The following is a 23,343-nucleotide window of genomic DNA, read 5'->3' as shown; positions in this document are numbered from 1 at the left end:
GTGCCGCGGATGCCCGCGGCGGGCGAGGTGCCGACGGACCGTGAGAGGCCTGCCCGCCGTGGGGGACGTCGCAGCCGCGAGACCCCGCCGTCCGGCTACACCCCGCCACCCCAGGGACAGGAGACACCGCCCGCCCAGGGCGCTCCCATCGGCCAGGACCCGTCCGGCCAGGGCTCCCCCTTCGGACAGGACCCGACCGCCCAGGGCACCCCGTACGGACAGGACGCTCCTGGCCGGCGCGGTCAGGACTCCTTCTTCGGGCGGGAACCGTCCGGGCAGGGCTCGCACGAGCAGGGTCCGGTGTTCGGGGCAGGTGGCCAGGCCGAGCGGGCCGGCGGCGCGGCCGAGCAGGAGGCACGCCCTGTTCGGGACGTGCGTCCCGAACAGGGCGTGCGTCCCGAACAGGGCGCGCAGGGCCGGAGGGCCGCGCGTGGCACGCGGGGACAGGCGCCACGGCACGGCATGGCGGGTGCCCCGGCCATGCCGCAGAGCAGGGGAGCCCGGCATCGCCACCCGGACCAGCAGGTCTGGCCGCCCGCGCCCGCCCCCCGCGAGCCGCTTGAGGGCCTCACGCAACCGCTCCCGGCCGTCCAGCCCTCCGCCGACCAGCCCCCGCACGACCAGTCACCCGCCTACGATCAGGCGCCGCCGTACGGTGGCCCGGCCGGATCACCGTCTCAGGGCGCCGCTGGGGCCGCCACGGCAGGCGTCGGAGCGGCGGCCTCGATCGCCGCGTCTCATGACGGGGCCCCCTCGCAGGACGGCCCTCACGACGGTGTGAGGGCGCGGGACGGTGTTCGAGGCAGGGCGCGGGCCGGTGGCGGCAGGCGCTCGGCGAAGGGGTCGCGCAACCGCAAGATCCTGATCGCCGCCGGCGCCGTGGTCGTGTCGCTGCTCGCCATGGGCGCGCAGACGGTGGACGGCTACCTGTTCTACGAGAAGGTGTCCGCGGAGCAGACGAAGGAGGTCGTCGTGGCCGCCGGCCAGGCGGGCAACGTGCACAACATCGAGTGGACGGCCGCGGTGGCGCCCATGAAGGCTCCCGCGGGCAGCAAGCACGGCCCCGAGGTCACCTGGCTGCAGGTGAACATCACCAAGAAGGTCGTCGACGAGGCCAGCGCCACCATGACCGCCATGCCCTACGACATCAGGCTGTCGGACCGCGCGGACCGTACGTGGACCGTGGAGTTGAAGGACGGCGAGCGGCCGACGGACAGGCTGGTGGTGGGCAAGACGTACAAGATCGAGGGTCTGGCCATCGTGCCCACCCCGGTGGCGAACGAGGTCGAGATCTCGTTCAGGCCGAGCGCCTACCGTTCGGACACGCCGGTGGACGACCTGTTCGACAGGGAGGCCATGGAGAAGGCGGAGAAGGACGACACGGTGCTGCGGTTCAGGCGGCGCTGACCTTTCCGAGGGCGCACGTCCTCCGGGGCGCTCAGGCGTCGCTGAGGCGCTCTCCCTTGGCGCGGGCCCTGGTGGCCGCGATGTCGAACGTGGCCGCCAGCAGCGCCATCGTGAGCACGGTCGTGATCAGGTCGCGCAGGAACCCGATGGGCGGCCCGGCGTAGGCCCACGTCCATTCCGCGCGTGAGCCGATGAGGGCCCGCAGCCCCCGGTCGCCGTACTGTCCCGCCACGGAGATGGCCACGTAGCACAGGCACATCATGCCGAAGAGCGGGGCGCCGCCGTTGAAGACCATGCGCAGGGAGTTGGCCAGCGGCACCCAGCGGTCCCTGAAGCCGGCGGTGACCTGGTCGAACGACTTCTTCGTGAGGTCGTGGCTGGATTCGAGGCGGTTCACGCCGCGTTCCAGCCGGGTGCCCTTGAGCAGGGTCCGGGCCTCGTCGGAGAAGGCGCCGTAGACGAGCATGGCCACGGTCAGCCAGGCCAGCGGCACCGCGACGGCGTCCAGGAACAGCGGCCAGATCTCGCCGAGCGCGCCGACGATGCCGTCCCACACAGGCACGTTCTCCTGCGCCTCGGCCAGCACCTCCTTGGAGCCGGCGACGACGTTGCGGTGCTCCATCCACTCGGAGCGGGCGTCGGCGACGGCGACGGTGGCGTTCAGCCCGTAGAACATGAACGCGAACTCGGAGAAGGCCGCGGCGAAGCCGTAGAACCGGGTCTTGCCCTGCTCGATGAACTTGGCGAAGAGCGTCTTCAGCCCGAACATGACGATCATGGCGCCGAGCGACACGCGCCAGTCGAGGTCGACGAGGCCGCGGCCGACGTAGGAATCCTCACCGAACCAGGACGCGTCCGTCATTTCCTGGAAATTGTGGAACAGGTCCATTTGGTAGATGTCCCTGGCGTCCTCGTTGTGGAATCCCCACGCCAGGTAGAGCACGGCGAAGGCGGGGGCGATCCGGTCCAGCGTGCGGAAGAAACGTTCGTCGGGCACGCCGTCGCCGGCTCTGGCGCGCATCTCCCACAGCGCGTTGCGCAGGCAGTGGAGCATGCCGGCGGTGACCGTCATCGCGGACATGACGACGAACGTGAGCAGGGTCATGACGGCCACCAGCCGCAGCTGGCGGGCGTCGCCGTACGCGACCTCGGTGGCACCGTACAGCAGCACGAAGCGCACCAGTTCCCCGGCGGCGAACCAGAGGACCAGAGGCAGCGCGGATCTGCCCACGAGCCGCAGCGTGTGCAGGGGCAGAGAGTACGGCGACGGCATCCGCTGAGCCGGCGTAGGCCCAGGCCGGGGCGGATCCATCACACCTGTCGAACCGGACATCTGCCGAATCGTATCGGGATGTCCCATCTGCCGCAGCCGCAACTCCGCGATTGCGCGCACGATCAGTTGCAGGGCGGTGACATATGAGTGATGCGCGGGCCAACCCGGCGACGGTGAGCGGCGCGTACGGCACCATGACGTTATGGATTCGAGGCCCGCGCTCGACACCGATCCCCGTGTGGTGGGAGAACGCCTGCGGCAGCTCCGCCAGGCGCGCGGTGTGTCGCTCTCGGAGCTGGCCAAACGCGCCGGCATCGGCAAGGCCACCCTGTCGGGCGTCGAGACGGGCACCCGCAACCCCACGCTGGAGACGCTCTGGGCGATCACCGCGCAGCTCGGCGTGCCGATCGGCGCGATACTCGACTCGCCGCCCGAGCCGCAGGTCATGCGCGGCACGGCCATCGAGGCGCGGTTGCTCGAGGTGTTCGAGGACGACACCGTCACCTACGAGCTCTACCGCCTGCGCGTCCCCCCCGGCCTGACCCAGACCTCGCCTGCCCACCACGAGGGCGTCAGCGAGCACCTCACGGTCTTCACCGGGGCCCTCAGCGCGGGCCCGCTCGGCGAGCCCCTCACCGCAGGACCGGGCGACCACATCTCGTGGCGTTCCGACGTGCCGCACGGCTACCGCGCGCACGGCCCCGACGTCGTACGCGCCACGCTCCTCATGCGCTACCCGGCCAAACCCTGACCGCGCCGCACCCCTCGCGGCCCCGCGACGCGCGAAGGCCCGCGCCGGAACGACGCGGGCCTCACGTGGCCAACGGGCTCAGACGGCCACGGCGAGCTGGGCGACCTCGCCCAGCTTGGCCTCGACCTGCACGTCGCGGGTGACGCCGCCGCCCGCGATGATGCGTACGGTCCAGTCGCCGGGAGCGGCGAAGAACCGGAAGACGCCGTCGTCGGACACCACGACCTCGCCGGTGAACTCGCCGGACCCGTCGAGCAGCCGGGCGTAGGCCGTGCCGGCGCCGGTCACCACCCCCTGGATCACGGCCTGGTTGGACAGATCGATCCCGGCCGGCAGCGCGATCGTCTGCTCCGGCGCTCCGCAGCCCTGTGCAGCGCTGGTCATCAGCGGGCCTCCCCCAGCTCGATCGGCACGCCCACGAGCGAGCCGTATTCGGTCCATGAACCGTCGTAGTTCTTCACGTTCTCCTGCCCCAGGATCTCGTGCAGAACGAACCACGTGTGCGCGGAACGTTCGCCGATGCGGCAGTAGGCGATGGTGTCCTTGCCGAAGTCGACACCGGCCTCGGAGTAGAGCGTGCGCAGGTCGTCGTCGGACTTGAACGTGCCGTCGTCGTTGGCGGCCTTGGACCACGGGATGTTGCGGGCCGTGGGCACGTGGCCGCCGCGCTGCGCCTGCTCCTGCGGGAGGTGCGCCGGGGCCAGCAGCTTGCCGGTGAACTCGTCGGGCGAGCGCACGTCGACCAGGTTGAGCTTGCCGATGGCGGAGACCACGTCGTCGCGGAAGGCGCGGATCGCGGCGTCCTGCTCCTTGGCGACGTACTGGGTCTTGGGCCGCTGGGGCACGTCGCGCACCAGCTCGCGGGAGTCGAGCTCCCACTTCTTGCGGCCGCCGTCGAGCAGTTTGACGTTGTCGTGGCCGTAGAGCTTGAAGTACCAGTAGGCGTAGGCGGCGAACCAGTTGTTGTTGCCGCCGTAGAGCACGACGGTGTCGTCGTTGGAGATGCCGCGGTCGGAGAGCAGGGCCTCGAAACCGGTCTTGTCCACGAAGTCGCGACGCACCGGGTCCTGTAGGTCCTGCTGCCAGTCGACCTTCACGGCGCCACGGATGTGGCCCTTGTCGTAGGCGCTGACGTCCTCGTCGACCTCGACGAGAACGACTCCGGGAGTGTCGAGGTTGGCCTCGACCCAGTCGGCGTCCACCAGGGCGGCGGAGCGGCTCATTGGGATACCTCCATGTTGGCAGCGGGCGTTGAACGACGTATGAGCAGGTAAATCTCGCAGCCAAGGCAGAATCCGAAGGCTGCGTCGAGGAATGCGGCGAGGAGCGCCGCGGCCGTGGCCGCGAGGGCCAGCGGTACGGTCCCGGTGAGGTATCCGGCCAGGCCCGTGACCGCGAAGACCAGCCCCACGAGCTGCGCGAAACGCGGCGGGCGGGGGTCTTCCGTCTTCTTGGGCGTGCTCGTGACGAACGCCTTGAAGAGCACCACGTAGGGCGAGCGGCGAGCGACCCCGAGCGCGAAGACCACCGCCTGAGCGGCGAGCAGCCAGGGACTCTCCGTCACCAGGACGGAGGCCAGGACCAGGGTGGTGACGGCCGCGCCGAAACGCAGCGCTCTAGGGTCGGCAGGCATCGTGGGATGCTCCTGAAGGGGTCGATTGGAGCGGATCGGATATCCGCGAGATCGTCCTCAGGCAGCGCGACAGAGCGCGGTGGCGACGCGGCAGAAGTCAACCGCGCGCCGCTTCGTCAGCAGCTCTGTCGATGGGTTCATGTTCACGACCCTACTCGGCGTCTCGTCATCTGTCACTTCTCGTCCGTTTATTGAGATGATCTGTCTATTACGCGGACCTACGGCGCCCGGGCGTCGCGGGCCTTGTCAGCCGGGCGGCAGCGCGTCGGCCACCGCGGCCAGGACGTCGGCCTTGCGGGGCCGGCCCGAGGCCCTCTTGACGACGGCGCCCGCGGCGTCGAGCACGAGCACGGTGGGCGTGCGCATGATGTTCAGCCGGCGTACGAGGTCGAGCCGCGACTCGGCGTCGATCTCGACGTGCCTCACCCCCGGCACGAGCGTGCTCACGTCGGACAGGATCCGCCTGGTCGCCCGGCACGGCTGGCAGAACGCGGTGGAGAACTGCACCAGCGTCACCCGCTCGCCGAGCTCTTCCCGCAGGTCGGCTCCTGTCAGCCGCTCTCCGCCCACGTCACGCACCCTTCCACGGCGGCGCAGGTGGACCACGCCGATCACCGTGCCGAGCGCCGGCGTGGCCAGCGCCACCCACAGTCCGGACACATCCCGTGCAACCGCGCACGGCCGCGATTACTTCCGCGCCTGTATGCGTACGAGTGCCTTCCCCTTTTCGTCGACGAGCTCGAACCTGGCGATGTCGTCCATGGGCAGCGACGTCGTGCTCTGGAAGGCGGCTCTGTCGCGCGAGCGGACGTCCCAGCTGCCCGCGGGGTCGCGCCGCCCGTCGTGCGCGACGACGACGAGGCGGGCGGTCGTGCCGGCGGGCACGCCGTCGAGGCTCACGCTCAGCTCGGTGCCGCCGGCGCCGGGCACGGCCGTCACGGTGGCGCGGTAACCCGTGGCGCTGTTCTCGCCGGAGAACCGGCTGCCCGCGACCGCCCGTTCCGACGCCTTCGGCTCGGGCGCCTCGCTAGCGCTCGGCTTGGAGTCGCTGTAGAGCTCCGCTCTCGGCTCCGCCTTCTCCTGGGCGGATTGCGACGAGGGCGCGGAGGCCGGCGCGGCCGCCGTGTCTTCATGGCCCGCGGTGCCGAGCGTCGTCCAGACCGTGCCGCCCACCACCACCGCCGCGGCGGACGCGGCGACCGCCATCAGCACGCGACCGCGCCTGTTGCGCCTGACGCGGTCGTTCAGCAGCCGGTCGAGCACCTGGCGAGGAGGGCTGGACACCAGCTCCACGTCGCGCTCGGACACCTTGCCGAGGAACGACGCCACGCCCTCCAGCTCGACCAGCTCGCCGCCACACGCCTCGCAGGTCGCCAGGTGGTTGTCGATCTCGATTGCCTCGTCGGGTTCCAGCGCTCCGAGGGCGTGCGCCCCCATGGACAGCCGGATCTCCTCACACGTCATCATGGCGCCAGCCCCCGCTCCTCGAGCGCCAGTTTCAGGGCGCGCAGCGCGTAGTAGGTGCGCGACTTGACGGTGCCCGGCGGTACGCCGAGCGTCGCGGACGCCTCCTTCACCGTGCGCCCTCGGTAGTAGACCTCCAGGAGCACCTCACGGTGCTCCTGTCGCAGCGCGGCCAGGGCCTCGGCCACCGACCACGACTCGACGGCCCGCTCCAGCTCGTCGTCGGCCGGTATGACCGCCAGTGCCTCGTCGCTGGTCTCCTGCGGCCTGGCCCTCCTGGCGCGGTGCTGGTCGAAGACGAGATTGCGGGCCACGGTGAACAGCCAGGCCCTGATCGGCCGGTCGGAGAGCGCCTCGGGGTGCCGCCAGGCCCGCAACAGGGTCTCCTGCACGACGTCCTCCGCACGCCCCGAATCACCGGTCAGCCGCAGGACGTAGCCGTAGAGGGGCCCGGCGTGCTCGTCGAAGAGGGTCCTCACGAGCTCCTCGTCGGCCGTGCCGGCTGCGCTCACGGGGTCCCTCCCCCCGCGAGCTCCGCCCTGGCGCGTTCGCTGCGTTCGCTCACGCCCCTCATCACGTACGCGGGGGCGCCGCGGTTCATCCTTATCCACGAATCGGCACGTCAGACGCTTCGGCCGCGATCTCGAGCCCGTCGGCCACGTTCCTCACCCCGGTCACCTTGACGTCGAAGGGCAGCTCGCCCTTGAACGGGATCGTGTACGAGACGAACCGCGCCGCCTGGTCGGGCACGCCCTGGATCTTCTCCGCCTGGAGCCTGATGCCGCCGTCGGCCAACTCGACCCTCAGCTCCGCCTCGAACGTCACCTTCCGCACCCCGACCGTCACCTCACCCGATGCCACGAGCCGCCGCCCGTTCCCGCTGATCTTGACGCCGCGCGGGGCGTATTTGTCGATCGTGGCCCTGGTCAGCGTGCCGCTGACGGCCACGCGGCGAGCGTGCACGTTGGCTCTGTTCTGCAGGACGTCGGACAGCGGGGCCGTCACGTCGTAGGCGGCGCCCCGCAGGTTCTCCACCGGCACGCCGCCGTAGGTCAGCGTGCCGAGGTCGAAGCGTACCTCCGGATAGTGCCCGGACAGCGCCTGGGTGAGGAAGGGGATGCCCTCGATCGTCACCGTCGGCTTGCCGGACAGATCGGTCGCCGCGGCGATCCTGTTGGCGAGGTCGCGCTGCACCCCTGCCGCGGCGACCCTGTCGACGGCGACAAGAAGAACGATCAGCACGATAAGAGCGACGAGCAGCTTCCGCATGGGGCTCCCAGTCTCAAACGGGGGTCAAAAGAGCCTACCGATTCATTCCCCACCGGAGAGGGCGATCACCCGCCCGCGAAGGGCGGCAGCACCTCCACGGTCGCGCCGTCGCCGAGCACCACCTCGGCGTGGGACCGCTTGCCGACGGGGAGACCGTCCACGAGGAACGAGGACCGCCGCACAACGTGTGCCAGATCGGCACGATTTTGTGTGATTTGCGTCATGAGTTCGTCAAGCGTGGCCGCGTCGAACGATTCTTCCGCCACGCCGGCCGCCTCCTTGGCGGCGGCCCAATAACGAACTTTTCCCCTGGCCATGGGCACCTCACAATCCCTTTGAGTCCATTGTGCGCCGTCCTTAACGCACATGTTTCACAAGACGCCGTGTTCATCTCGTGGACGCGCAATGGACGCCACTTACCCGTGAGATATCCTCGCCTACAGGACTCGGGCGACGTAGCCCCCGGGTCCTTGCGCGTTTGAGGAGGCCCGGATGAGCAACCTGCTCCTGCTGACCAACGCCCTGGAGCCGTCAGCCGAGGTGCTTCCGGCGCTGGGCCTGCTCCTCCACTCGGTCAGAGTCGCGCCCGCGGAGGCCGCCGCGCTGATCGACGCGCCGCCTGCCGACGCCGTCCTGGTCGACGCGCGCAAGGAGCTCGTGCAGGCCAAGAGCCTGTGCCGGCTGATCCGCACCACCGGCGTCGACTGCCCGCTCCTGGTGATCGTGACCGAGGGCGGGCTGGCCGCCATGAGCGCCGAGTGGGGCGTCGACGACGTGCTGCTCGACAACGCCGGACCCGCCGAGGTGGAGGCCCGGCTGCGCATGGCCACCGGCCGCATGTCCCAGGCCGCCACGGAGGAGGCGCCCGACGAGATCCGCAGCGGTGACCTGGCCATCGACGAGGCCACCTACACCGCGCGGCTGCGCGGCCGCGTGCTCGACCTGACCTTCAAGGAGTTCGAGCTGCTCAAATACCTCGCGCAGCACCCCGGCAGGGTCTTCACCCGCGCCCAGCTGCTGCAGGAGGTCTGGGGCTACGACTACTTCGGCGGCACCAGGACGGTCGACGTGCACGTGCGGCGGCTGCGCGCCAAGCTCGGCACCGAGAACGAATCCCTCATCGGGACGGTCCGCAACGTCGGCTACCGCTTCGTCCCCGACCGGGCCGACAACGCACACGTTTGACCCACGCGATCGACAGCGGGCTCGCCCCTGGCGTCCACTGATGTGACAGGTTTTCGTTGGGGCTGATTCATGCCTGTCATGTCGAGACCGTGCACGACCTGCGCGGCGACGGCGACCTCGTGGGGCGAGCTCGCCTTCTGGAGCGCCGCCGACCGCGTCATGATCGGCGCGCTGACCGAGCTGCGGGCATGGGATCCAGGGACCTGAGCGTGACGTGCAGGGCCGGGCCGCCGTGCACCCAGTGGCCCGGAACTCGATGAACTCGGACATTCGAGCAGTATGCCGCCTCAGCCGGTACGCCGGATGAGATCGAGCAGGGCCGGCACCCAGTGCTCGCCGTACCGCTCCTGGAGCTCGGCCCGCCGCCAGTCCTCGCCGGTCACCCGGCCCCGGCACAGGGCCGCCCCGCACCGGCAGTCCATGGTGAACTCGGGCGCCGCGCTGCTGGTGGCGTAGTCGCTGGTCAGCTCCTCGCCAGGCAGCAGGTCGCGGCGCGCGGCCAGGCTGTAGGGGCCGGTCCACCACAGGTTGGGGTCGCAGCTGTGGTTGCTCTTGCCGACCGGCCGCCCGAACGGCAGGACCAGGTGGAGGTCGTCCGACACGGTGATGGTGTCGACGTACGGGACCGCGGGGTCGTCGAAGAGCTCCCGCAGCCGCTCCCAGGTCACGAGCCGCCCGCCGACGCGGGCGACCTCGGTGCCGGCCGGGATCGCGGCCGTGGCGAACAGCCCGTCGCCGGCGATGAGCGAGGGACGCACCTCCAGCGCGGGATGTGTCCAGCAGTCGGGCTCAGGGGCATCGATCATGAGTCCAGCTTGCCCCTACTCGTATGCGGACGGGGGAAAGGCCCCCTTGTGCGGGCCGTTGTCGGGGTCGAACTCGTAACGGATCCTGGCGCAGTCGTCGAGCAGCGCTCCCTGCAACGTCTTCAGCTCCCTGTGCCTGGTCCGGTCGAACTCCTCGGCCAGCACCTTCTGCCGCCGCCTGCCCTCGCCCAGCGCGGCACGCAGCTCCTTCATGTCCTTCTGGTAGGAGCCCCTGCCGCTGCGGCCGATCTGCAACATCCCGAAGGCGCCGAAGACCTGCGACAGCGACTCCAGCTCCTGCGCCAGCGGGTCGGGCAGGTCCGCCCCTCGCTCGCCGGGCAGGCCGCGCGCGCCCGCGATCAGGTCGACCAGCCCTCTGGCGATCCCCCTGAGCTGGCTGCAGGCGTGGTCGAGGCAGGTGGCGGCCTCGGCGACCTGGCGCAGGCGGGTGTCGTATCGGCTGCGCCGCAACGTGAAACGCACCGACTCCTTCGCCTGGTCCGCGGCCGCCTTCGCCTCCTCCAGCCGTTGCGAGAGCGTCCTGGCCCGCTCCAGCCACCCGCCGGCCATCTCGCGGTCCCACTCGCCGCCCAGCCCCCGCGCCATGTCCGCGGCCAGGTCGGCCAGCTCGCCGGAGAGCCCGCACAACTCCTTCGCCGCGCGCTCCACGTACCGCGGTGGCAGGATCAGCAGGTTCGCCGCCACGCCGATGCAGGCCCCGATCAGCACGTCCGCCAGGCGGGCGAAGCCGTACGTGCTGCCCAGCGCGAACACCAGCAGCGCCGTGATCGGGATCTGCACGTTCTGGGCCGGCAGGTTCAGCAGGCGGGCCAGGATCAGTCCGGACAAGGTCAGCACCGCCAGCGTCACCGCGTTGACGCCGAGCAGCCAGATCAGCCCCGTGGCCGCCGCCACGCCCACGATCACCGCGCCGACCTGCTGCAGGCCCCTCACCACCGTGCTGTACGCGGTCGCCGACACCGTCAGGAGCACGCCGATGGGCGCCAGCACCGGCAGGCCCACCTTCAGCACGTTGGCCGCCAGCCACCAGGCGAGGACGCATGCCCCCGTCACCTTGATCGTCTGGACGAAGGACTCGCGTTCCATGCGCAGCCAGCGCCCGATGCCCAGGCCCCTGGCCCGGCCGAGCGCCGCCTTCCCACCCGAGACGATGCGCTGGAGCGGCGGCGCGTACGGCTCACGCCGACGCCCCGGTTCGGTCCCCATGCACATGCCCTGCCCAGTGGAGCAGCGGATAGAGCTGGTCGAACAGGGGTAGCGGGCACGAAGGCCGTGAAGGAGGTGTGGCCGGTGCCCGGCGATCTGGTCGTCCCCGACGGTGCTCGGGGGATGGTGGTGTTCGTGCACGGCAGCGGCAGCAGCCGGCTCAGCCCGCGCAACCGTTACGTGGCGGGCGCGCTCAACGAGGCCGGGCTGGGCACCCTGCTGTTCGACCTGCTCACCCCGCAGGAGGAGGCGGCCAGGGAGAACGTCTTCGACATCGGGCTGCTGACGCGGCGGCTGCTGGAACGTACCGCATGGGTGCGTGAGCGGCCCGCGACGGCGGGCCTCCCGATCGGCTACTTCGGCGCCAGCACCGGCGCGGCGGCGGCGTTGGCGGCGGCGGCCGAGCCCGGCAACCCGATCACCGCGATCGTCTCACGAGGCGGCCGGCCCGACCTGGCCGCGGAGAAGCTGGAGGCGGTACGCGCCCCCACCCTGCTCATCGTCGGCGGCAGGGACCCGGTCGTGCTGAGGCTGAACGAGGAGGCCCAGCGTCGGCTGAACGCCGAAAGCCGCCTGTCGGTCGTGCCGGGCGCCACCCACCTGTTCGAGGAGCCCGGCGCGCTCGAGATCGTGGCCGACCAGGCGAGCGACTGGTTCACCGGCCACTTCTCCGCCGTCAGACGGTGATCGTGGCCAGCATCCTGCCGTCGGAGGTCTGGATCGTGAAGTGGTTCAGCTCGTCCTGCGGGAGGCTGGTGCCTCCGTGCAGCAACATCGGATCGGGCGAGCCCGGCACGCCGTACCCCTTGTCGGGGACACCCCAGCTCGCCACCACCTCGGAGCGGCCGTCGTCGCCCACGGCCGTGAGCCGGCACTGCAGCGGGCCTTTGACGCCCTTGAGCTCCAGCGCGACATGGGTCCCCCAGCCCTTGTCCTCCAGGCCGATGACGCTGGACACGCCGGTCGCGGGGTCGGTGGCGGCGTAGGTGCGGCCGGTCATGAGCAGCGCGCGGGCCGGGCTGTGGATGCTGTCCGGGTTCGGGCCGCCGGTGAGGGAGCTGCCGGCGAGGAAGATCCCCGCCGCCACCACGAGGCAGGCGGCGGCCGTCATGAACGTGCGGTGGAACCGGCGGCGCCGACGCTCCACGACCGCCCTGCGCACCAGGACCGACTCCACCTGCGGGTCGGGCGGGCTGGGCAGCAGGTCGTCCGGGTGCACCCCCTTGATCAGTTCCCCCATCGCCGTGAACGACCCCACCTCCGCGGCGCAGCTTCCGCAGCCGGCCAGGTGATGCTCGAAAGCGGTCTTCTCCTCCTCGCTGAGCAGGCCCAGCGCGTACGCGGCCACGTCCTCGTGACGCACCTCCGTCATCGTGGCGCCACCCCCCTGTCGTCGTGACGCACCACGTTCATGGCAGCGTCACCCCCCTTTCCTCGAGCGCCACGCGCAGCGCGCGCATGGCGTAGTACACGCGGGACTTCACCGTGCCCACCGGCACGCCGATCGTCTCCGCCGCCTCCTGGACGGTGCGGTCCAGGAGGAACGTCTCCGTGAGCACCTGACGATGGGCAGGTGACAGCGAGAGCATCGCCTCGGTCACCACGATCTCCCGTAACAGGCGCTCGTCCTCCGCGGCCACGGGCGCGGCTCGGTCCCGGATGTCGTCGACGGTGTCGAGGGGGCGGGTGCCCGACCGTCTGTGGTCGTCGATGACCACGCGGCGGGCCACCGTGGCCAGCCACGGCATCAGCGAGCCGGTGTCGGTACGCAGGTCGTGGAGGTTGCGCCAGGCGCGTACCAGGGTCTCCTGCACGACGTCCTCGGCCCAGCGCCGATCGCCGCCCGTCAGCCGGATGGCGAAGGCCATCAGGGGGGCGCCGTACTCGGCGTAGAGGGCTCGGACCATGGCTTCGTCCGTTACGCGGTGATTCACAAGGGGCCGGACTCCTTGCGCTGAGTTATCACGAAATATCGCGCTAGGTACGTTGGTATTGAGAATTAGTACTCTAGCCAGCAGCTGGTCGCAGGGCAGGTCGTTTGCCCCATTCGCCACCCAGCCAGATTTAATCGATAAATCGCGTTAACTCTCCCGAGTTCATCATTTGATCTTGGCCTGGCCGGCCGCGACCGCTCTGACCTGCGCACCGTACGGCGGCGCACGCGAGACGGCCGGAAACACGCCGGGGCCGCCGACGCACGGATTGCCGCTGGACCCGGCCCGAGGCACCCACCTAAGCTCTGAGCCGACAACGATCAATGTGAGACTTCTGCCCGGTGACGGAGCCCGGCGTGGGGTGAGCGTCCCCGCACCGCGCCGGCACTGGACGGTTCCAGGCGATGACCACGGGTCGGCACATCAGGACGCCGACGACCCCGGGTGGTCCGCCCCGCCGGGCGGCGAAAGGGACGCGCCGTGCTACCGGCGACCTACCGCGCGCTGCTGCGCACTCCTGGCGCCACCGCCTTCTTCTCCACCGCCACCGCAGGGCGCGTCGGCATCGCGATGACCAGCCTCGGCCTCGTCTGGCTGGTCCACGGCCGAACCGGCTCCTACGCCGTCGCCGGCCTGGTGACCGGCGCCTTCGCCGTCGCGGAGGCCCTGGCCGGGCCGCAGCTCGGCCGGCTGCTCGACTGAACGCCGCCGGGCGGGCCGGTGCTACGGCCGGGATTCGCCGTTATCGCCGCACTCAACCTCGCCGTCGGCGTGTTCTTCGGCGCGATGCAGGTCTCGGTGACCGCCCTCGCCGTCGAGCACGGGCCCCCGCCGCCGCCGCTCCGCTCTATGCGGCGTCGAGCTGTGGCGGGCTGCTGACCGGCTGGTTGTACGGGCTGCGCCGCCCGCGGGTCGCACCGCGCACGCAACTGGTGCTCGGCACGTCCCTGCTCGCGGGCGCGTGCCTGCCGCTCCTGGTGGCCGATTCGCTGCCGGGCGCCGGAGTGGCGATCGCGCTGACCGGCACGATGGTCACGCCGCTCCTGACGCTCGCGTCGGTGCTCACGGAATCGGCCGTGCACCCGTACGCCCTCACCCAGGCGTTCGCGTGGCTCTCCTCGGCGAGCTCGGCGGGCTCGGCCGCCGCGGCGGCGGCCGCCGGGCACGCGGTGGACGCGGCCGGGGCGCACGGCGGCTTCGCGATCGCCTCGGCGGCCACGGCCACGATGACGGTGCTGGCCCTGGCCGGGTGGCGCACGCTACACGTACGGACGGAAGCGCGCCTGTGACACGCCCCACGCCGGCGAGCCTCCTATGACCCTCCGGACCGTCCGTCCGCCATCGACGGGCTGGGCCGGGCCTTCGGCACCGTCCAGCGCTCGGCCTCCAGCAGCAGTTCGCGGACCGTGGCGCGGCGGTCCTCCCACGGGTCGCCGAGCAGGGCGCGTACCACGTCGATCGCCGCCGGGCGGGACAGCGCGTTCGGGCGGCGGCACTCCTCGATCACCACCCGCAGTTCGGGCACCGGCCCGAGGTAGGGGCGCTCGCCGTCGCGAACCGGCCGCCCGGTGGCGGCGAAGACGATCACGTCCGCCCAGTCTCTGACGTCGGCGGAGGGGAACTCGCTGCTGCGCGGGCCCGGCGCGAAGAACGCCCGCCCCTCGGGCCCGATCATGACGTTGCCCGGGTTGAGCCGCAGCCCCGCGATCCCGCCCAGGTGCAGCCTGGTCATGGTGGCGGCGGTGCCCAGCGCGAGCAGGTGCAGCGCCTCTCCGCTGTACGGCCCGGCCGCCTGGACGACGGCGACGAGTGGTTCGCCCTCCGCCAGGTAGTCGCGCGGCAGCAGGGCCAGTCCGTCACTCCATCCCAGAAAGTCCATCGTCGTCCTCCTGGCAGCCGGGCTCGGGCACGCCGGGGTCCCTTGCCGACGGGCACCGCCGTGTCGTCAGGGGGTACGCCGTCCGGGCCGGGCGGGTTCAACGGCTCGGCCCGGTGCACGGATCCGCTATGGCATCCCACCCCAGGAGACCCGGCCGAAGCGGCGGAATCTAGACCGCGGCGTCCAGTTCGCGGAAGGCGGCACGGTAGGCGCCGGGCGAGGTCCCCACGGCGGCGTGGAAGTGTTTGCGCAGGTTGGCGGCCGTACCAAGCCCCGCCTGCTCGGCCACCTGGTCCACGGGCAGGTCCGACTCCTCCAGGAGTTCCCTGGCGCGTTCGACGCGCTGCTGGGTGAGCCAGGTCATCGGGGTGGTGCCGACCTCGTCGCGGAAGCGCCGGGTGAAGGTGCGTACGCTCATGGCCTCCTTGGCGGCCATCTGAGCCAGGGTGACGGGCTCCCCCAGCCGCCGCAGGGCCCACTCTCGGGCGGCCGCGGTGGAGGGCGACGACGGCTCCGGCACGGGATGGCGGACGTACTGTGCCTGCCCGCCCTCCCGGTGCGGCGGCACGACGGTGCGGCGGGCGACGTCGTTGGCGACGGCCATGCCGAAGTCGCGGCGGATCATGTGCAGGCACAGGTCGATCCCCGCGGCGCACCCCGCCGACGTCAGGACGTCGCCGCCGTCGGCGTACAGGACGTTCGCGTCCAGCTCCACCTGCGGGAACAGCCGGGCGAAGCGGTCGGCGAAGCGCCAGTGCGTCGTGGCGAGCCGCCCGTCGAGCAGGCCGGTGGAGGCCAGGACGAAGGCGCCCGTGCAGATCGAGGCCACGCGGGCGCCGGGCCGGATGCGGGCGAACGCGCCGGCGAGCGGCGCGCTGAGCGTGGGGTCCTGCTGCTCATAGTCGTCGTAGGAGGACAGCACGATCACGGTGTCGGCCTCCGCCAGCGCCTCCGGGCCGTGCGCGACGTTGACGGTGAAGTCCCCGTCCGTACGCACCGCGCCCGCCCGCAGGGCACAGGTCACCACCTCGTACAGCGGCTTCCCGTCCGCCGACGCCCCCGCGCGGGCCTGCCCGAACACCTGGTGGACGATGCCCAGCTCGATCGGCAGGGTCATCTGCCGGGCGAGCACGGCGACGTGGTGGCGGGCGGGGTGGGAGAAGACGGGGCGCATGGCCATATTGTTGCGCATCACGGCTATCCAGACACTCGCCGGGGTGGCGCCCTGCCGGAAGGCTGGAGCCATGGTTCAGCACGTGCAGACCTCGTCGCCGTCACCGCCCGGCTCGCGCCCTGGCACGCGCCGCGCGTGGGTCGTCGCGGCCGTCGCGGGCGCGGCCATCGTGGCCGCGGGCGCCTTCACGACCGTGCCCGGCCTTCTGATCTCCCCGCTGCACCAGCAGTACGCCTGGGACCGGGGCCACATCGCCCTGGCCGCCTCCGTCAACATGATCTTCTTCGGCTTCACCGCGCCCTTCGCGGCGGCCCTCATGGAACGCGCCGGCATCCGCCGCGTGGCGGCGGGCGCCCTGCTGCTCATCGCCGCCGGAGCCCTGCTCACCAGCGTGATGGCCGCGCCGTGGCAGCTCGTCGTGTACTGGGGTGTCCTGATCGGCCTCGGCAGCGGCTGCCTGACCATGACCTTCGCCGCCATGATCACCGGCCGCTGGTTCGTACGGCGTCGCGGGCTGGTCACCGGCGTCCTGAGCGCGTCCAGCCATCTGGGGCAGCTCGTCTTCCTGCCGCTGCTCGCCTGGTCGGTCGACCGGTTCGGGTGGCGGCCCTCGGTCGTGACGCTGGCCCTCGCCGCCCTGGCGGTGTCGGCCGTGGTGGCCCTGCTCCTGCGCGACCACCCGGCCGACGTCGGCGTGCCGCCGTACGGGGGCGAGCGTGTCGTCGCCAGACCCGCTCCCGCCACCGGAGCCGCGTGCCGCACCGTCACGGTCCTCATCGACGCCGCCCGCACCGGTACGTTCTGGCTGCTGGCCGGCATGTTCGTCATCTGCGGCGCCACCACCAACGGCATCATGTGGAGCAACTGGGTGCCCGTGGCCCACGAACACGGGATGCACGCGACCGCCGCCGCGTCGATGTTGTCCCTGATCGGCGTCTTCTCCGCCCTGGGCGCGGCCGTCTCGGGCTGGCTCACCGACCGGTTCGACCCCCGCCACCTGCTGGCCTGCTTCTTCACCGTCCGCGCCCTCACCCTGCTGGCCCTGCCGATGGTGCTCTCCGCCACCGTGCAGCCGTCCCTGGTCGTGTTCGCGGTCGTCTACGGCCTCGTCGACGTCGCCACCGTCCCGCCGGTCATCGCGCTCGCCCAGCGCCGCTACGGTGACGACGGCCCCATCGTCTTCGGCTGGGCCAACTCCGCCCACCAACTCGGCGCGGGCGCCGCGGCCTTCCTCGGGGCGACCGCCCGCGACCTGTTCGGCACGTACGACGCCGTCTGGGCGGTGCTGAGCGCGACCTGCGTCGTCGCGGCCCTGACCGCGCTGACCGTACGCATGTCACGGGGTTGACCTTGACGCGGCGTCAACGTTTCTCATGGGAGGCGTCCAGCCGAAGAGGGGAGCACGATGGTCAGAGCCGCGCTGCGCGTCCTGGGGTTCGAGCTGAAGGGTCTGGCCAGCATCGCGTTGTGGATCGTGCGCAGACCCCACGGCGTCCCGCCCGGGGCGAGCGCCTTCTCCTACGCCAAGGAGCAGGCGTTCATGCTGACGCTGATGTTGTTCGCGATGGCGATCGAGACGGTGGTGGTGGACCTGCTGCTGGTCGCGCTCGGCGTGCCCGGATGGTTGCGGTACGCCGTGCTGGTGGCCGACCTCTACGGGCTGCTGTTCGCGGTCATGCTGGCCGCTGCCTCCGCCAACCGGCCGCACGTCGTCACGGACGGGGAACTGCGCATCAGGTACGCCGCCTATTTCGACGTACGGGTGCCCCTCGACCGGATCGTGTCGGTACGGACCGGCCGCAACCTCAACGAGGAGAGCATGATCTCCGTCGCGGACGGGCGGCTCGCCGTGGCCGTGGGCTCGCAGACCAACCTGACGGTCGAGCTGGACGGGCCGGTCACCGTCGTCCGCCCGCTCGGCCGCCGGGCCGAGGTCACCTCGATCCGGTTCTTCGCCGACGACCCCGAGGCGGTGCCGGCGGCGCTGCGCCCCCGGCTGACCGTGCCCTCATGAGCCTTGGCCCTTCCTGGCGGGAGGCGTGCGGCGCGGGATCGAGCGCAGGTCGAAGGCGAACCGGGCGGCGGAGTCGGCGATCGCGTCGGCGTTCACGTCGAGCGCCGTGGTGTTGACGTTGCGGATCGTGTCGCATGCCTTGTGGTAGCAGGCGTCGTACGCGGTGCCCGCCGTACCGCCGAACAGCCGCGCCTCCGCGGCCGTCTTGACGCCTTCCGCGCCGGTGAAGATGCCGCCCGCCGGGATGCCGACGGCGATGAAGGGGCCGTAGTCGGAGCGGCCGTCGAAGTCGGTGCCGACGGTGCGCAGGTCGCGGGAGCGGTAGAAGTTCTGGAACTGCCGCTCGATCTGGGCGGAGCCGGGCGGGCCCGCCGCTGCGCCGGTGTCGTCGGAGTCGTCGCCGTCGTACAGCTTGTACGCGAAGTTGGGCGAGGCGACCATGTCGAAGTTCAGGTAGAGCCGGATGCGGTCGCGTTCGGTCTGCGGCAGAGCCCCGACGTACTGGTCGGAGCCGAGCAGGCCGAGCTCCTCCGCGGCCCAGAAGGTGAAGCGCAGCCGGTTCTTGACCGGGAAGCGGGCCATCTCCTCGGCCACCTCCAGGATGGCGGCGGCGCCTGAGCCGTTGTCGTTGACGCCGGGGCCGGCGGGCACGCTGTCGAGGTGGGCGCCGAGCATGACGACGTTGCCCGGGTCGCCGGCGCGGGACTCGGCGATGACGTTGTGGTCGGTGCCGATCGCGACGGTGGAGTCGACGGTGAGCCGGACGGTCGCGTTCTGCGCGCCGGCCAGCCGCTCGCCCACCGCGAAGTCGGCGTACACCATGGGGATGCCGGCCCGCCACTCGCCGATGTCGAGCTGCTCGGCCTCCGTACGTCCTTCCTGGCCTTCGTTGAACACGATGACCGCGGCGGCTCCGGCCGCCTTGGCGTTGCGCACCTTCTGGGAGAAGGCGCAGGTGCCGCGCTGGATGAGCGCGATCCGGCCCGCCACGAACCCGTCGAAGTCTGAGGCCTCGCAGCCGCTGGTGGAGGACGGCGTGGCGGCCGGGGGCAGCGTCAGGTCCACGGCCTGCACCTGCGCGGTCACGTCGCCGGCCGGGGAGGGCTCGAAGGCGAAGAAGTCCTCTTTGGGGACGTACGTTCGCCGGCCCGGCGCGGTCTCGGTGAGGGTGGGAGGGCCGTTCTCGGACCAGCTCTCGACGAACTCGACAGGCGAGAACGTGACCCTGTAGCCGGCTGCGCGCAGTTTGCCGGCCACGTAGTCGCGGGAGGCGTCGTAGCCGGTCGTGCCCGCGGCCCGGTTGCCGCCGTGCGCTGTGGCGATCGTCTGGAAGGCGCGGAGATGTTCCTCGACGTTCGCGCCCCGCACCTGCCTGACCAGCCTGTCCGCGTACGTGTCGGCCGGCCCGGCCGCCTGGGCCGGCGCCGGTCCGATCACTGGCCCGATCACTGGCCCGATCACTGGCCCGGTGAGGAGCTGCAGGGGCAGGCCCAGTGCGGTGATCAGTGCGGTGACGATTCTGCGCATGAACGATTCCCCTGTCGTGGTGGGAATGCGACATTCCCCCGAGCCGCGATCGGAAGGTAAATCCCCAGCTACGGCGCAGACAAGGCCTGCTCCTACGGCAAAATCAGGACATGTTCGAGCAACGCGTTCACTCGCCCCGACGTGCGCGGGCGCGGCGTTTGCCCTCGTGCATCGCCTGCACGCGGGCCACCGGGATGGTGTGCCCCTCCTCCACCAGGTCCGCGGGCAGCCGTTGTGGCTCGGGCATGAGCTCCGCCCACGGGTCGCCCCCCTTGAGCAGCCCTGCCGCCGTGTGCACGGTGAAGTCGGCGGGCGTCACGCGGTCGAGCTCGTCCCAGGGCACCGGGAAGGAGACGGGCACGCCGGGGCGGATGCGGGGACTGTAGGCGGCGACGACCGTCGCGCCACCCGCGCGCGTGGAGTCGAGGAACACCTTGCCCTCGCGGTCCTCCCGGATGAACGCCGTGGTCGCCAGCGCCGGGTCCAGCCGCTCGGCGCGGGCCGCCAGCGCGCGGGTGGCCGCCGCGAGGTCGTCCACCGCCGTGTCGCCGGCCACGGGTACGAACACGTGCACGCCCTTCGCCCCGCTCGTCTTCACCGCCCCCGACAGCCCGGCGTCGCTCAGGGCCTGGCGGACGAGGAGGGCGCCCTGCACGGCCGGTGCGAAGGAGTCGTCCTGATCGGGCGGGTCGAGATCGAGGATCATGTGCGTGGGCCGGTCGCCGGCGAACAACGCCGGGTGGTACTCCACCGCCCGCGGCTGCTTCCGCTATCCACACAGAGGAGGCGGGGCACCATGGATGACATGCTCACGACGGAGTACGACGGGTGCGGGCGCTGCTTGGTGGGGGTCCGACGGCTGAGCAGGAAGACCGACGCCACAAGTAGCCCACAGCGCCAGGGAGACCAGATCCTACGGGCCGCAGCGGACGCCGGAGGGCACATCGTGGCATGGGCTGACGACTGGGAGGTTTCCGGTGCCACGGACCCGTTGACGCGGCGGGGGTTCGGGCCGTGGCTGCGGGGAGAGATGGGGCCGTACGACGGTATCGCGGCGGCCAGCGTCGATCGCGTCGGGCGCAACGTGCGAGACACGTTGAACACGCAGGCTCTCTTGACCGATCAAGGTCGCGTTATCGTGACAGCGGATCACATGGGAGTGTGGGATTTCAGCGATCCAAACCAAGAAAACGAATGGTTGGTAAAGGCATGGGGATCGCAAATGGAATTGCGCGCGATCCAGAAACGCAACCGCGACGAGGCGGTACGTGCAAGGGCAGCAGGACAGCCCAGGCAACGCCCGTCGTATGGGTACATGTACCACCGTCTCGCCCCAACGGCGAAGATCGACCACGTAGCGATCGATCCAGTAGCCGCAGAGAATATCCGGGAAGTGGCGCAGCGAATTCTGTCGGATGAGACAGGCAAAATCACATGTGCCACAGAGGCGGCACGCCTGACGCGCGAGGGAATCCCTTGCCCGTCCGATCGGCGTGCCCAGCTATATGGCCGTCCGACGAAAGGCAGGCCATGGAGGGCAAAAGCAGTCAAGTACATCTTGTGCAGCGAAGCTGCGCTCGGATACCTCATGCACGATTTGAGGCCGGTGATAGGTTCTGATGGGCGGCCAGTCCGCATCGCAGATCCGTTGTGGGATCGGGCGACTCATGACGCTCTCGTCAAGAAGACTGCACCGAAACGCAGCGGAAGCCGCGCGCCGAAGAGCACGCAATTGCTGGCGGGTATCGCGTTCTGCGGTAACTGCGGGGCTCGGCTCTACGTCTCGGGCCGGTACGGATGCAGCGCGCGGGTTCGCGGGATTCCTGCATCAGCGCATTGCAAGCCTGCCCCCTTCATACCGATCACGACATTGGACGCCCTCGTAAGCGAATGGCTTCTCTCTCGCTATGGCGGCGGGGAGGTCATGCGAAAGGTCTACGATCCCGGCACCGGCCATGCTGCCCAGATCGCGGAGTTGACGGCTACACGTACGCGGTTGCGTGAGGACCGCCAAGCCGGGCTATACGACGACCCAGAGGAAGCGGAATGGTACCGCACCGAATATCGGCGAATCGGCGAGGAAATAGCGACGCTGAAGGCGCTACCGGAACGCAAGCCGGGAATGCGAATGCTACCCACCGGCCGGACGATATCCGAGGAATGGGACGCAGGAGATTCCATCAAGCGACGGGAAATACTCGCAGAGTTTGAGATTCGCGTGGTACTTCACCCCACCGGCCATGACCCGCGCGTGGCCATTACCGGTATGGAGCTTAGTCCAGATGGGCTCAATCTCACCGGCTAAGTGAGACATACGTGGCGAAGCAACCGCCCGGCACCTACGCATGTAGGCACCGGGCGGTTTCGCCTGCGGCCAATTCCGGCGAGTAGCCAGAGTTGGGATCTATTCCTTCTCTGGAGGGCTTCAGGTTGAGGTGAATATGGGAACCAGGTAGCGGACCATGCGGCCCATGCGTGTGGTCACTCGCACATCATGCATCGATAGTTGCCCCTGTCTCGGCAGTGCTTCCAAGGGGCACCTCAATACGGTTGTAACTGGCCAAGGCGCACAAGGCAGGACGAAGAGGCCAGCATAAGAATGCTTGGCGTCGAGACGACACCATAGGGCTTCGGAGTCGGCATCCACGACGACGACTGTGAGGACTGCTTCCGGAATGCGAATCTGCCATTCGCCTGTTGCGTGGGCATGGACGGTTCCGCCGGAAATAGCGGCTACGGCATGGGCGAGCCGGCGAGTTGGGGTGACAATTCTCCAACCTACCGCTCCAGTATCCGCGTTGGCCCAGGGATGTAGTTTTCCGTCGCATTGGTTACGTACGGGCGTCTCCGCCTGACTGAGCGAGAGTATTCCCACCTGCTTTTCGTTTTCTCGATTCGATGCTTTTGATTTACTCGTCGGGCATCACCGCTTTCGCTAGCTGGACACTTCTCTTTCCGCCGTGCACGGCGGGGTGTTCGCGAGTCAGCGGTTTCCGTCGCGGTACAGACGGCGGGTGCGGTTCCACATGCGTCGGCCGATTCGCAGGCGTAGGCCGGTGCCGTTGCAGTGGGGGCAGAAGCGCCAGCCACGGCCGAACAGGTAGGGGATGCGACCGGTGCCCCTGCACCGGCCGTGCTCGCGGAAGGGCCGCGCGTAGCAGAGGTAGGCGTAACGGAGTGTGAGCAGGATGGGGATCATGATCGCGACGGAAGTGAGCAGGGTGTCTGTGGGCAAGAAACCACCTCCTGAGGGGGTTGCGGGGTTGGTTAGCGATTGAGCTGCTACCTGCTATCGGCCTGGTCAGAGGGCCTTTTGGGGTGCTAGCGGGGGTGCTTCCGGAAGCGGGATCACCCGCTTCCGGAAGTGCCCCTATGACTCAGCTCGGAGGGCGGTTTTGGTTACGTTCTGCGATGGCTTGAGCAAGATCAGAGCGGTAGATTCCGCGTCTGGTGTGCTTCTTGCCGTCGACGCGGCGGCCGATGGGTCCGACCTTGACCCCGAAGGGCTTCAGGGCACTGGTGAGTTGTTCCGAGCGCCATCCGCCGTAGACCTCCGGCCGTAGCTCGGCCAGCCGCTCACACAGGACGGCGTTCCATGCCGCGTCTTCCCCCGCTGGCCAGAGCCTGGCAACATCGACGAGCAGGTCATAGGCGGGTGGGTCGGGCCGGGACTGCGTCTCGGGTTCGGGCATGGTCCCTGCCCCGATGCGCGCCTTGATCGCCCTGTCTATGACCTGCTTGGCCTGGTCGGCGTTGACCTCGAAGCTCCGGCGGGCACTCGGCTTGCCCACCCCGACGAC

The 23,343-nt window shown here is 70.3% G+C and carries 29 protein-coding genes and 1 pseudogene; 10 read left to right on the top strand and 20 right to left on the bottom strand.

The window, feature by feature from the left end:
* A pseudogene (locus tag E1267_RS44760) lies at positions 1–1,407 on the top strand (hypothetical protein); the annotation flags it as partial.
* Between the two features lie 31 nt (positions 1,408–1,438).
* Here the strand turns inward: E1267_RS44760 and E1267_RS30990 are convergent.
* A complete protein-coding gene (locus E1267_RS30990; protein WP_132337671.1) occupies positions 1,439–2,638 on the bottom strand; it encodes a hypothetical protein in 1,200 nt (399 codons plus the stop codon).
* 244 nt (positions 2,639–2,882) lie between these two features.
* Here E1267_RS30990 and E1267_RS30985 point away from each other — a divergent pair, with 244 nt between their 5' ends.
* Positions 2,883–3,431: a helix-turn-helix domain-containing protein gene (locus E1267_RS30985; protein ID WP_132337669.1), complete on the top strand. Its 549-nt coding sequence runs from the start codon at positions 2,883–2,885 to the stop codon at positions 3,429–3,431.
* A gap of 78 nt (positions 3,432–3,509) precedes the next feature.
* Here E1267_RS30985 and E1267_RS30980 read toward each other — a convergent pair whose 3' ends face one another.
* The 9 genes from E1267_RS30980 to E1267_RS30940 form a co-directional block, all read right to left on the bottom strand.
* Positions 3,510–3,815 (bottom strand): DUF1416 domain-containing protein, encoded by a 306-nt coding sequence (locus tag E1267_RS30980; protein WP_132337667.1) that lies wholly within the window; start codon positions 3,813–3,815, stop codon positions 3,510–3,512.
* Positions 3,815–4,654: a sulfurtransferase gene (locus tag E1267_RS30975; protein WP_132337665.1), complete on the bottom strand. Its 840-nt coding sequence runs from the start codon at positions 4,652–4,654 to the stop codon at positions 3,815–3,817. Before E1267_RS30975 ends, E1267_RS30980 begins: the two co-directional genes overlap by 1 nt.
* Positions 4,651–5,064, bottom strand: a complete 414-nt coding sequence (locus E1267_RS30970; RefSeq protein WP_132337663.1) for a DUF4395 domain-containing protein — start codon at positions 5,062–5,064, stop codon at positions 4,651–4,653. Before E1267_RS30970 ends, E1267_RS30975 begins: the two co-directional genes overlap by 4 nt.
* A 57-nt stretch (positions 5,065–5,121) precedes the next feature.
* Complete coding sequence (locus E1267_RS48080) at positions 5,122–5,205, bottom strand: putative leader peptide (protein WP_350668905.1); 84 nt, start codon at positions 5,203–5,205, stop codon at positions 5,122–5,124.
* Between the two features lie 105 nt (positions 5,206–5,310).
* Positions 5,311–5,724 (bottom strand): thioredoxin family protein, encoded by a 414-nt coding sequence (locus E1267_RS30965; RefSeq protein ID WP_132337662.1) that lies wholly within the window; start codon positions 5,722–5,724, stop codon positions 5,311–5,313.
* A gap of 27 nt (positions 5,725–5,751) precedes the next feature.
* Positions 5,752–6,531 carry an anti-sigma factor family protein gene (locus E1267_RS30960; protein ID WP_132337660.1) on the bottom strand — a complete coding sequence of 260 codons (780 nt, stop codon included), beginning with the start codon at positions 6,529–6,531 and terminating at the stop codon, positions 5,752–5,754.
* Positions 6,528–7,040, bottom strand: coding sequence for a sigma-70 family RNA polymerase sigma factor (locus tag E1267_RS30955; protein WP_132337658.1), 513 nt, complete (start codon positions 7,038–7,040; stop codon positions 6,528–6,530). The genes E1267_RS30960 and E1267_RS30955 overlap by 4 nt, the downstream gene beginning before the upstream one ends.
* A 91-nt stretch (positions 7,041–7,131) precedes the next feature.
* On the bottom strand, positions 7,132–7,797 hold the full coding sequence (locus E1267_RS30950; RefSeq protein ID WP_132337656.1) for an LmeA family phospholipid-binding protein: 666 nt from the start codon (positions 7,795–7,797) through the stop codon (positions 7,132–7,134).
* A 65-nt stretch (positions 7,798–7,862) separates the two neighbouring features.
* Positions 7,863–8,114 carry a MoaD/ThiS family protein gene (locus E1267_RS30940; protein ID WP_132337681.1) on the bottom strand — a complete coding sequence of 84 codons (252 nt, stop codon included), beginning with the start codon at positions 8,112–8,114 and terminating at the stop codon, positions 7,863–7,865.
* Between the two features lie 175 nt (positions 8,115–8,289).
* On the opposite strand from E1267_RS30940, the gene E1267_RS30935 reads away from it, so the two are divergent.
* Together E1267_RS30935 and E1267_RS47450 are read left to right on the top strand one after the other, a co-directional pair.
* Positions 8,290–8,982: a winged helix-turn-helix transcriptional regulator gene (locus E1267_RS30935; RefSeq protein ID WP_132337654.1), complete on the top strand. Its 693-nt coding sequence runs from the start codon at positions 8,290–8,292 to the stop codon at positions 8,980–8,982.
* 78 nt (positions 8,983–9,060) lie between these two features.
* Positions 9,061–9,189, top strand: coding sequence for a hypothetical protein (locus E1267_RS47450; protein ID WP_281283724.1), 129 nt, complete (start codon positions 9,061–9,063; stop codon positions 9,187–9,189).
* An 80-nt stretch (positions 9,190–9,269) separates the two neighbouring features.
* Here the strand turns inward: E1267_RS47450 and E1267_RS30930 are convergent, their stop codons facing one another.
* Complete coding sequence (locus E1267_RS30930; RefSeq protein WP_132337652.1) at positions 9,270–9,788, bottom strand: SET domain-containing protein; 519 nt, start codon at positions 9,786–9,788, stop codon at positions 9,270–9,272.
* Positions 9,789–9,803: 15 nt separating this feature from the next.
* A complete protein-coding gene (locus tag E1267_RS30925; protein WP_165959890.1) occupies positions 9,804–11,015 on the bottom strand; it encodes an FUSC family protein in 1,212 nt (403 codons plus the stop codon).
* Between the two features lie 84 nt (positions 11,016–11,099).
* Between E1267_RS30925 and E1267_RS30920 the strand changes: the two genes are divergently transcribed.
* On the top strand, positions 11,100–11,702 hold the full coding sequence (locus E1267_RS30920; RefSeq protein ID WP_246064360.1) for a dienelactone hydrolase family protein: 603 nt from the start codon (positions 11,100–11,102) through the stop codon (positions 11,700–11,702).
* Here the strand turns inward: E1267_RS30920 and E1267_RS30915 are convergent.
* Positions 11,692–12,387, bottom strand: coding sequence for an anti-sigma factor family protein (locus E1267_RS30915; RefSeq protein WP_132337648.1), 696 nt, complete (start codon positions 12,385–12,387; stop codon positions 11,692–11,694). The genes E1267_RS30920 and E1267_RS30915 overlap by 11 nt on opposite strands.
* 37 nt (positions 12,388–12,424) lie before the next feature.
* The gene (locus tag E1267_RS30910) at positions 12,425–12,949 is read right to left on the bottom strand and encodes a sigma-70 family RNA polymerase sigma factor (protein WP_425465104.1); all 525 of its coding nucleotides are present in this window, start codon (positions 12,947–12,949) and stop codon (positions 12,425–12,427) included.
* 480 nt (positions 12,950–13,429) lie between these two features.
* On the opposite strand from E1267_RS30910, the gene E1267_RS45865 reads away from it, so the two are divergent.
* Together E1267_RS45865 and E1267_RS45860 are read left to right on the top strand one after the other, a co-directional pair.
* Entirely contained in the window at positions 13,430–13,651 is a 222-nt protein-coding gene (locus E1267_RS45865) for a hypothetical protein (protein WP_220449754.1), read from the top strand.
* 230 nt (positions 13,652–13,881) lie between these two features.
* Positions 13,882–14,238 carry a hypothetical protein gene (locus E1267_RS45860; RefSeq protein ID WP_220449753.1) on the top strand — a complete coding sequence of 119 codons (357 nt, stop codon included), beginning with the start codon at positions 13,882–13,884 and terminating at the stop codon, positions 14,236–14,238.
* A 23-nt stretch (positions 14,239–14,261) separates the two neighbouring features.
* On the opposite strand, the gene E1267_RS30900 is transcribed toward E1267_RS45860, so the two are convergent.
* Both E1267_RS30900 and E1267_RS30895 read right to left on the bottom strand, forming a co-directional pair.
* A complete protein-coding gene (locus tag E1267_RS30900) occupies positions 14,262–14,828 on the bottom strand; it encodes a protein kinase family protein (protein ID WP_132337646.1) in 567 nt (188 codons plus the stop codon).
* Positions 14,829–14,997: 169 nt separating this feature from the next.
* Positions 14,998–16,020, bottom strand: coding sequence for a GlxA family transcriptional regulator (locus tag E1267_RS30895; protein WP_220449752.1), 1,023 nt, complete (start codon positions 16,018–16,020; stop codon positions 14,998–15,000).
* Positions 16,021–16,072: 52 nt separating this feature from the next.
* On the opposite strand from E1267_RS30895, the gene E1267_RS30890 reads away from it, so the two are divergent.
* Entirely contained in the window at positions 16,073–17,350 is a 1,278-nt protein-coding gene (locus E1267_RS30890; protein WP_220449751.1) for an MFS transporter, read from the top strand.
* 57 nt (positions 17,351–17,407) lie between these two features.
* Positions 17,408–18,016 carry a hypothetical protein gene (locus E1267_RS30885; RefSeq protein WP_132337642.1) on the top strand — a complete coding sequence of 203 codons (609 nt, stop codon included), beginning with the start codon at positions 17,408–17,410 and terminating at the stop codon, positions 18,014–18,016.
* Here the strand turns inward: E1267_RS30885 and E1267_RS30880 are convergent.
* Both E1267_RS30880 and ligD read right to left on the bottom strand, forming a co-directional pair.
* Complete coding sequence (locus E1267_RS30880) at positions 18,011–19,543, bottom strand: M28 family metallopeptidase (RefSeq protein ID WP_132337640.1); 1,533 nt, start codon at positions 19,541–19,543, stop codon at positions 18,011–18,013. The genes E1267_RS30885 and E1267_RS30880 overlap by 6 nt on opposite strands.
* Before the next feature lie 127 nt (positions 19,544–19,670).
* Entirely contained in the window at positions 19,671–20,294 is a 624-nt protein-coding gene (gene ligD, locus E1267_RS30875; protein ID WP_220449750.1) for a non-homologous end-joining DNA ligase LigD, read from the bottom strand.
* Between the two features lie 45 nt (positions 20,295–20,339).
* Here ligD and E1267_RS30870 point away from each other — a divergent pair, with 45 nt between their 5' ends.
* On the top strand, positions 20,340–21,848 hold the full coding sequence (locus E1267_RS30870) for a recombinase family protein (RefSeq protein WP_220449749.1): 1,509 nt from the start codon (positions 20,340–20,342) through the stop codon (positions 21,846–21,848).
* A gap of 678 nt (positions 21,849–22,526) precedes the next feature.
* Here E1267_RS30870 and E1267_RS30865 read toward each other — a convergent pair.
* The gene (locus E1267_RS30865; RefSeq protein ID WP_132337638.1) at positions 22,527–22,778 is read right to left on the bottom strand and encodes a hypothetical protein; all 252 of its coding nucleotides are present in this window, start codon (positions 22,776–22,778) and stop codon (positions 22,527–22,529) included.
* Positions 22,779–22,920: 142 nt separating this feature from the next.
* A partial coding sequence (locus E1267_RS44755) for a hypothetical protein (RefSeq protein ID WP_220449748.1) occupies positions 22,921–23,343 on the bottom strand: 423 nt, incomplete at its 5' end.

Origin of the sequence: Nonomuraea longispora (assembly GCF_004348345.1) — a bacterium.
Taxonomy (GTDB): domain Bacteria; phylum Actinomycetota; class Actinomycetes; order Streptosporangiales; family Streptosporangiaceae; genus Nonomuraea; species Nonomuraea longispora.
Note: the sequence above shows the minus strand (reverse complement) of the source record. Positions and strands in the feature narration are given on the sequence as shown.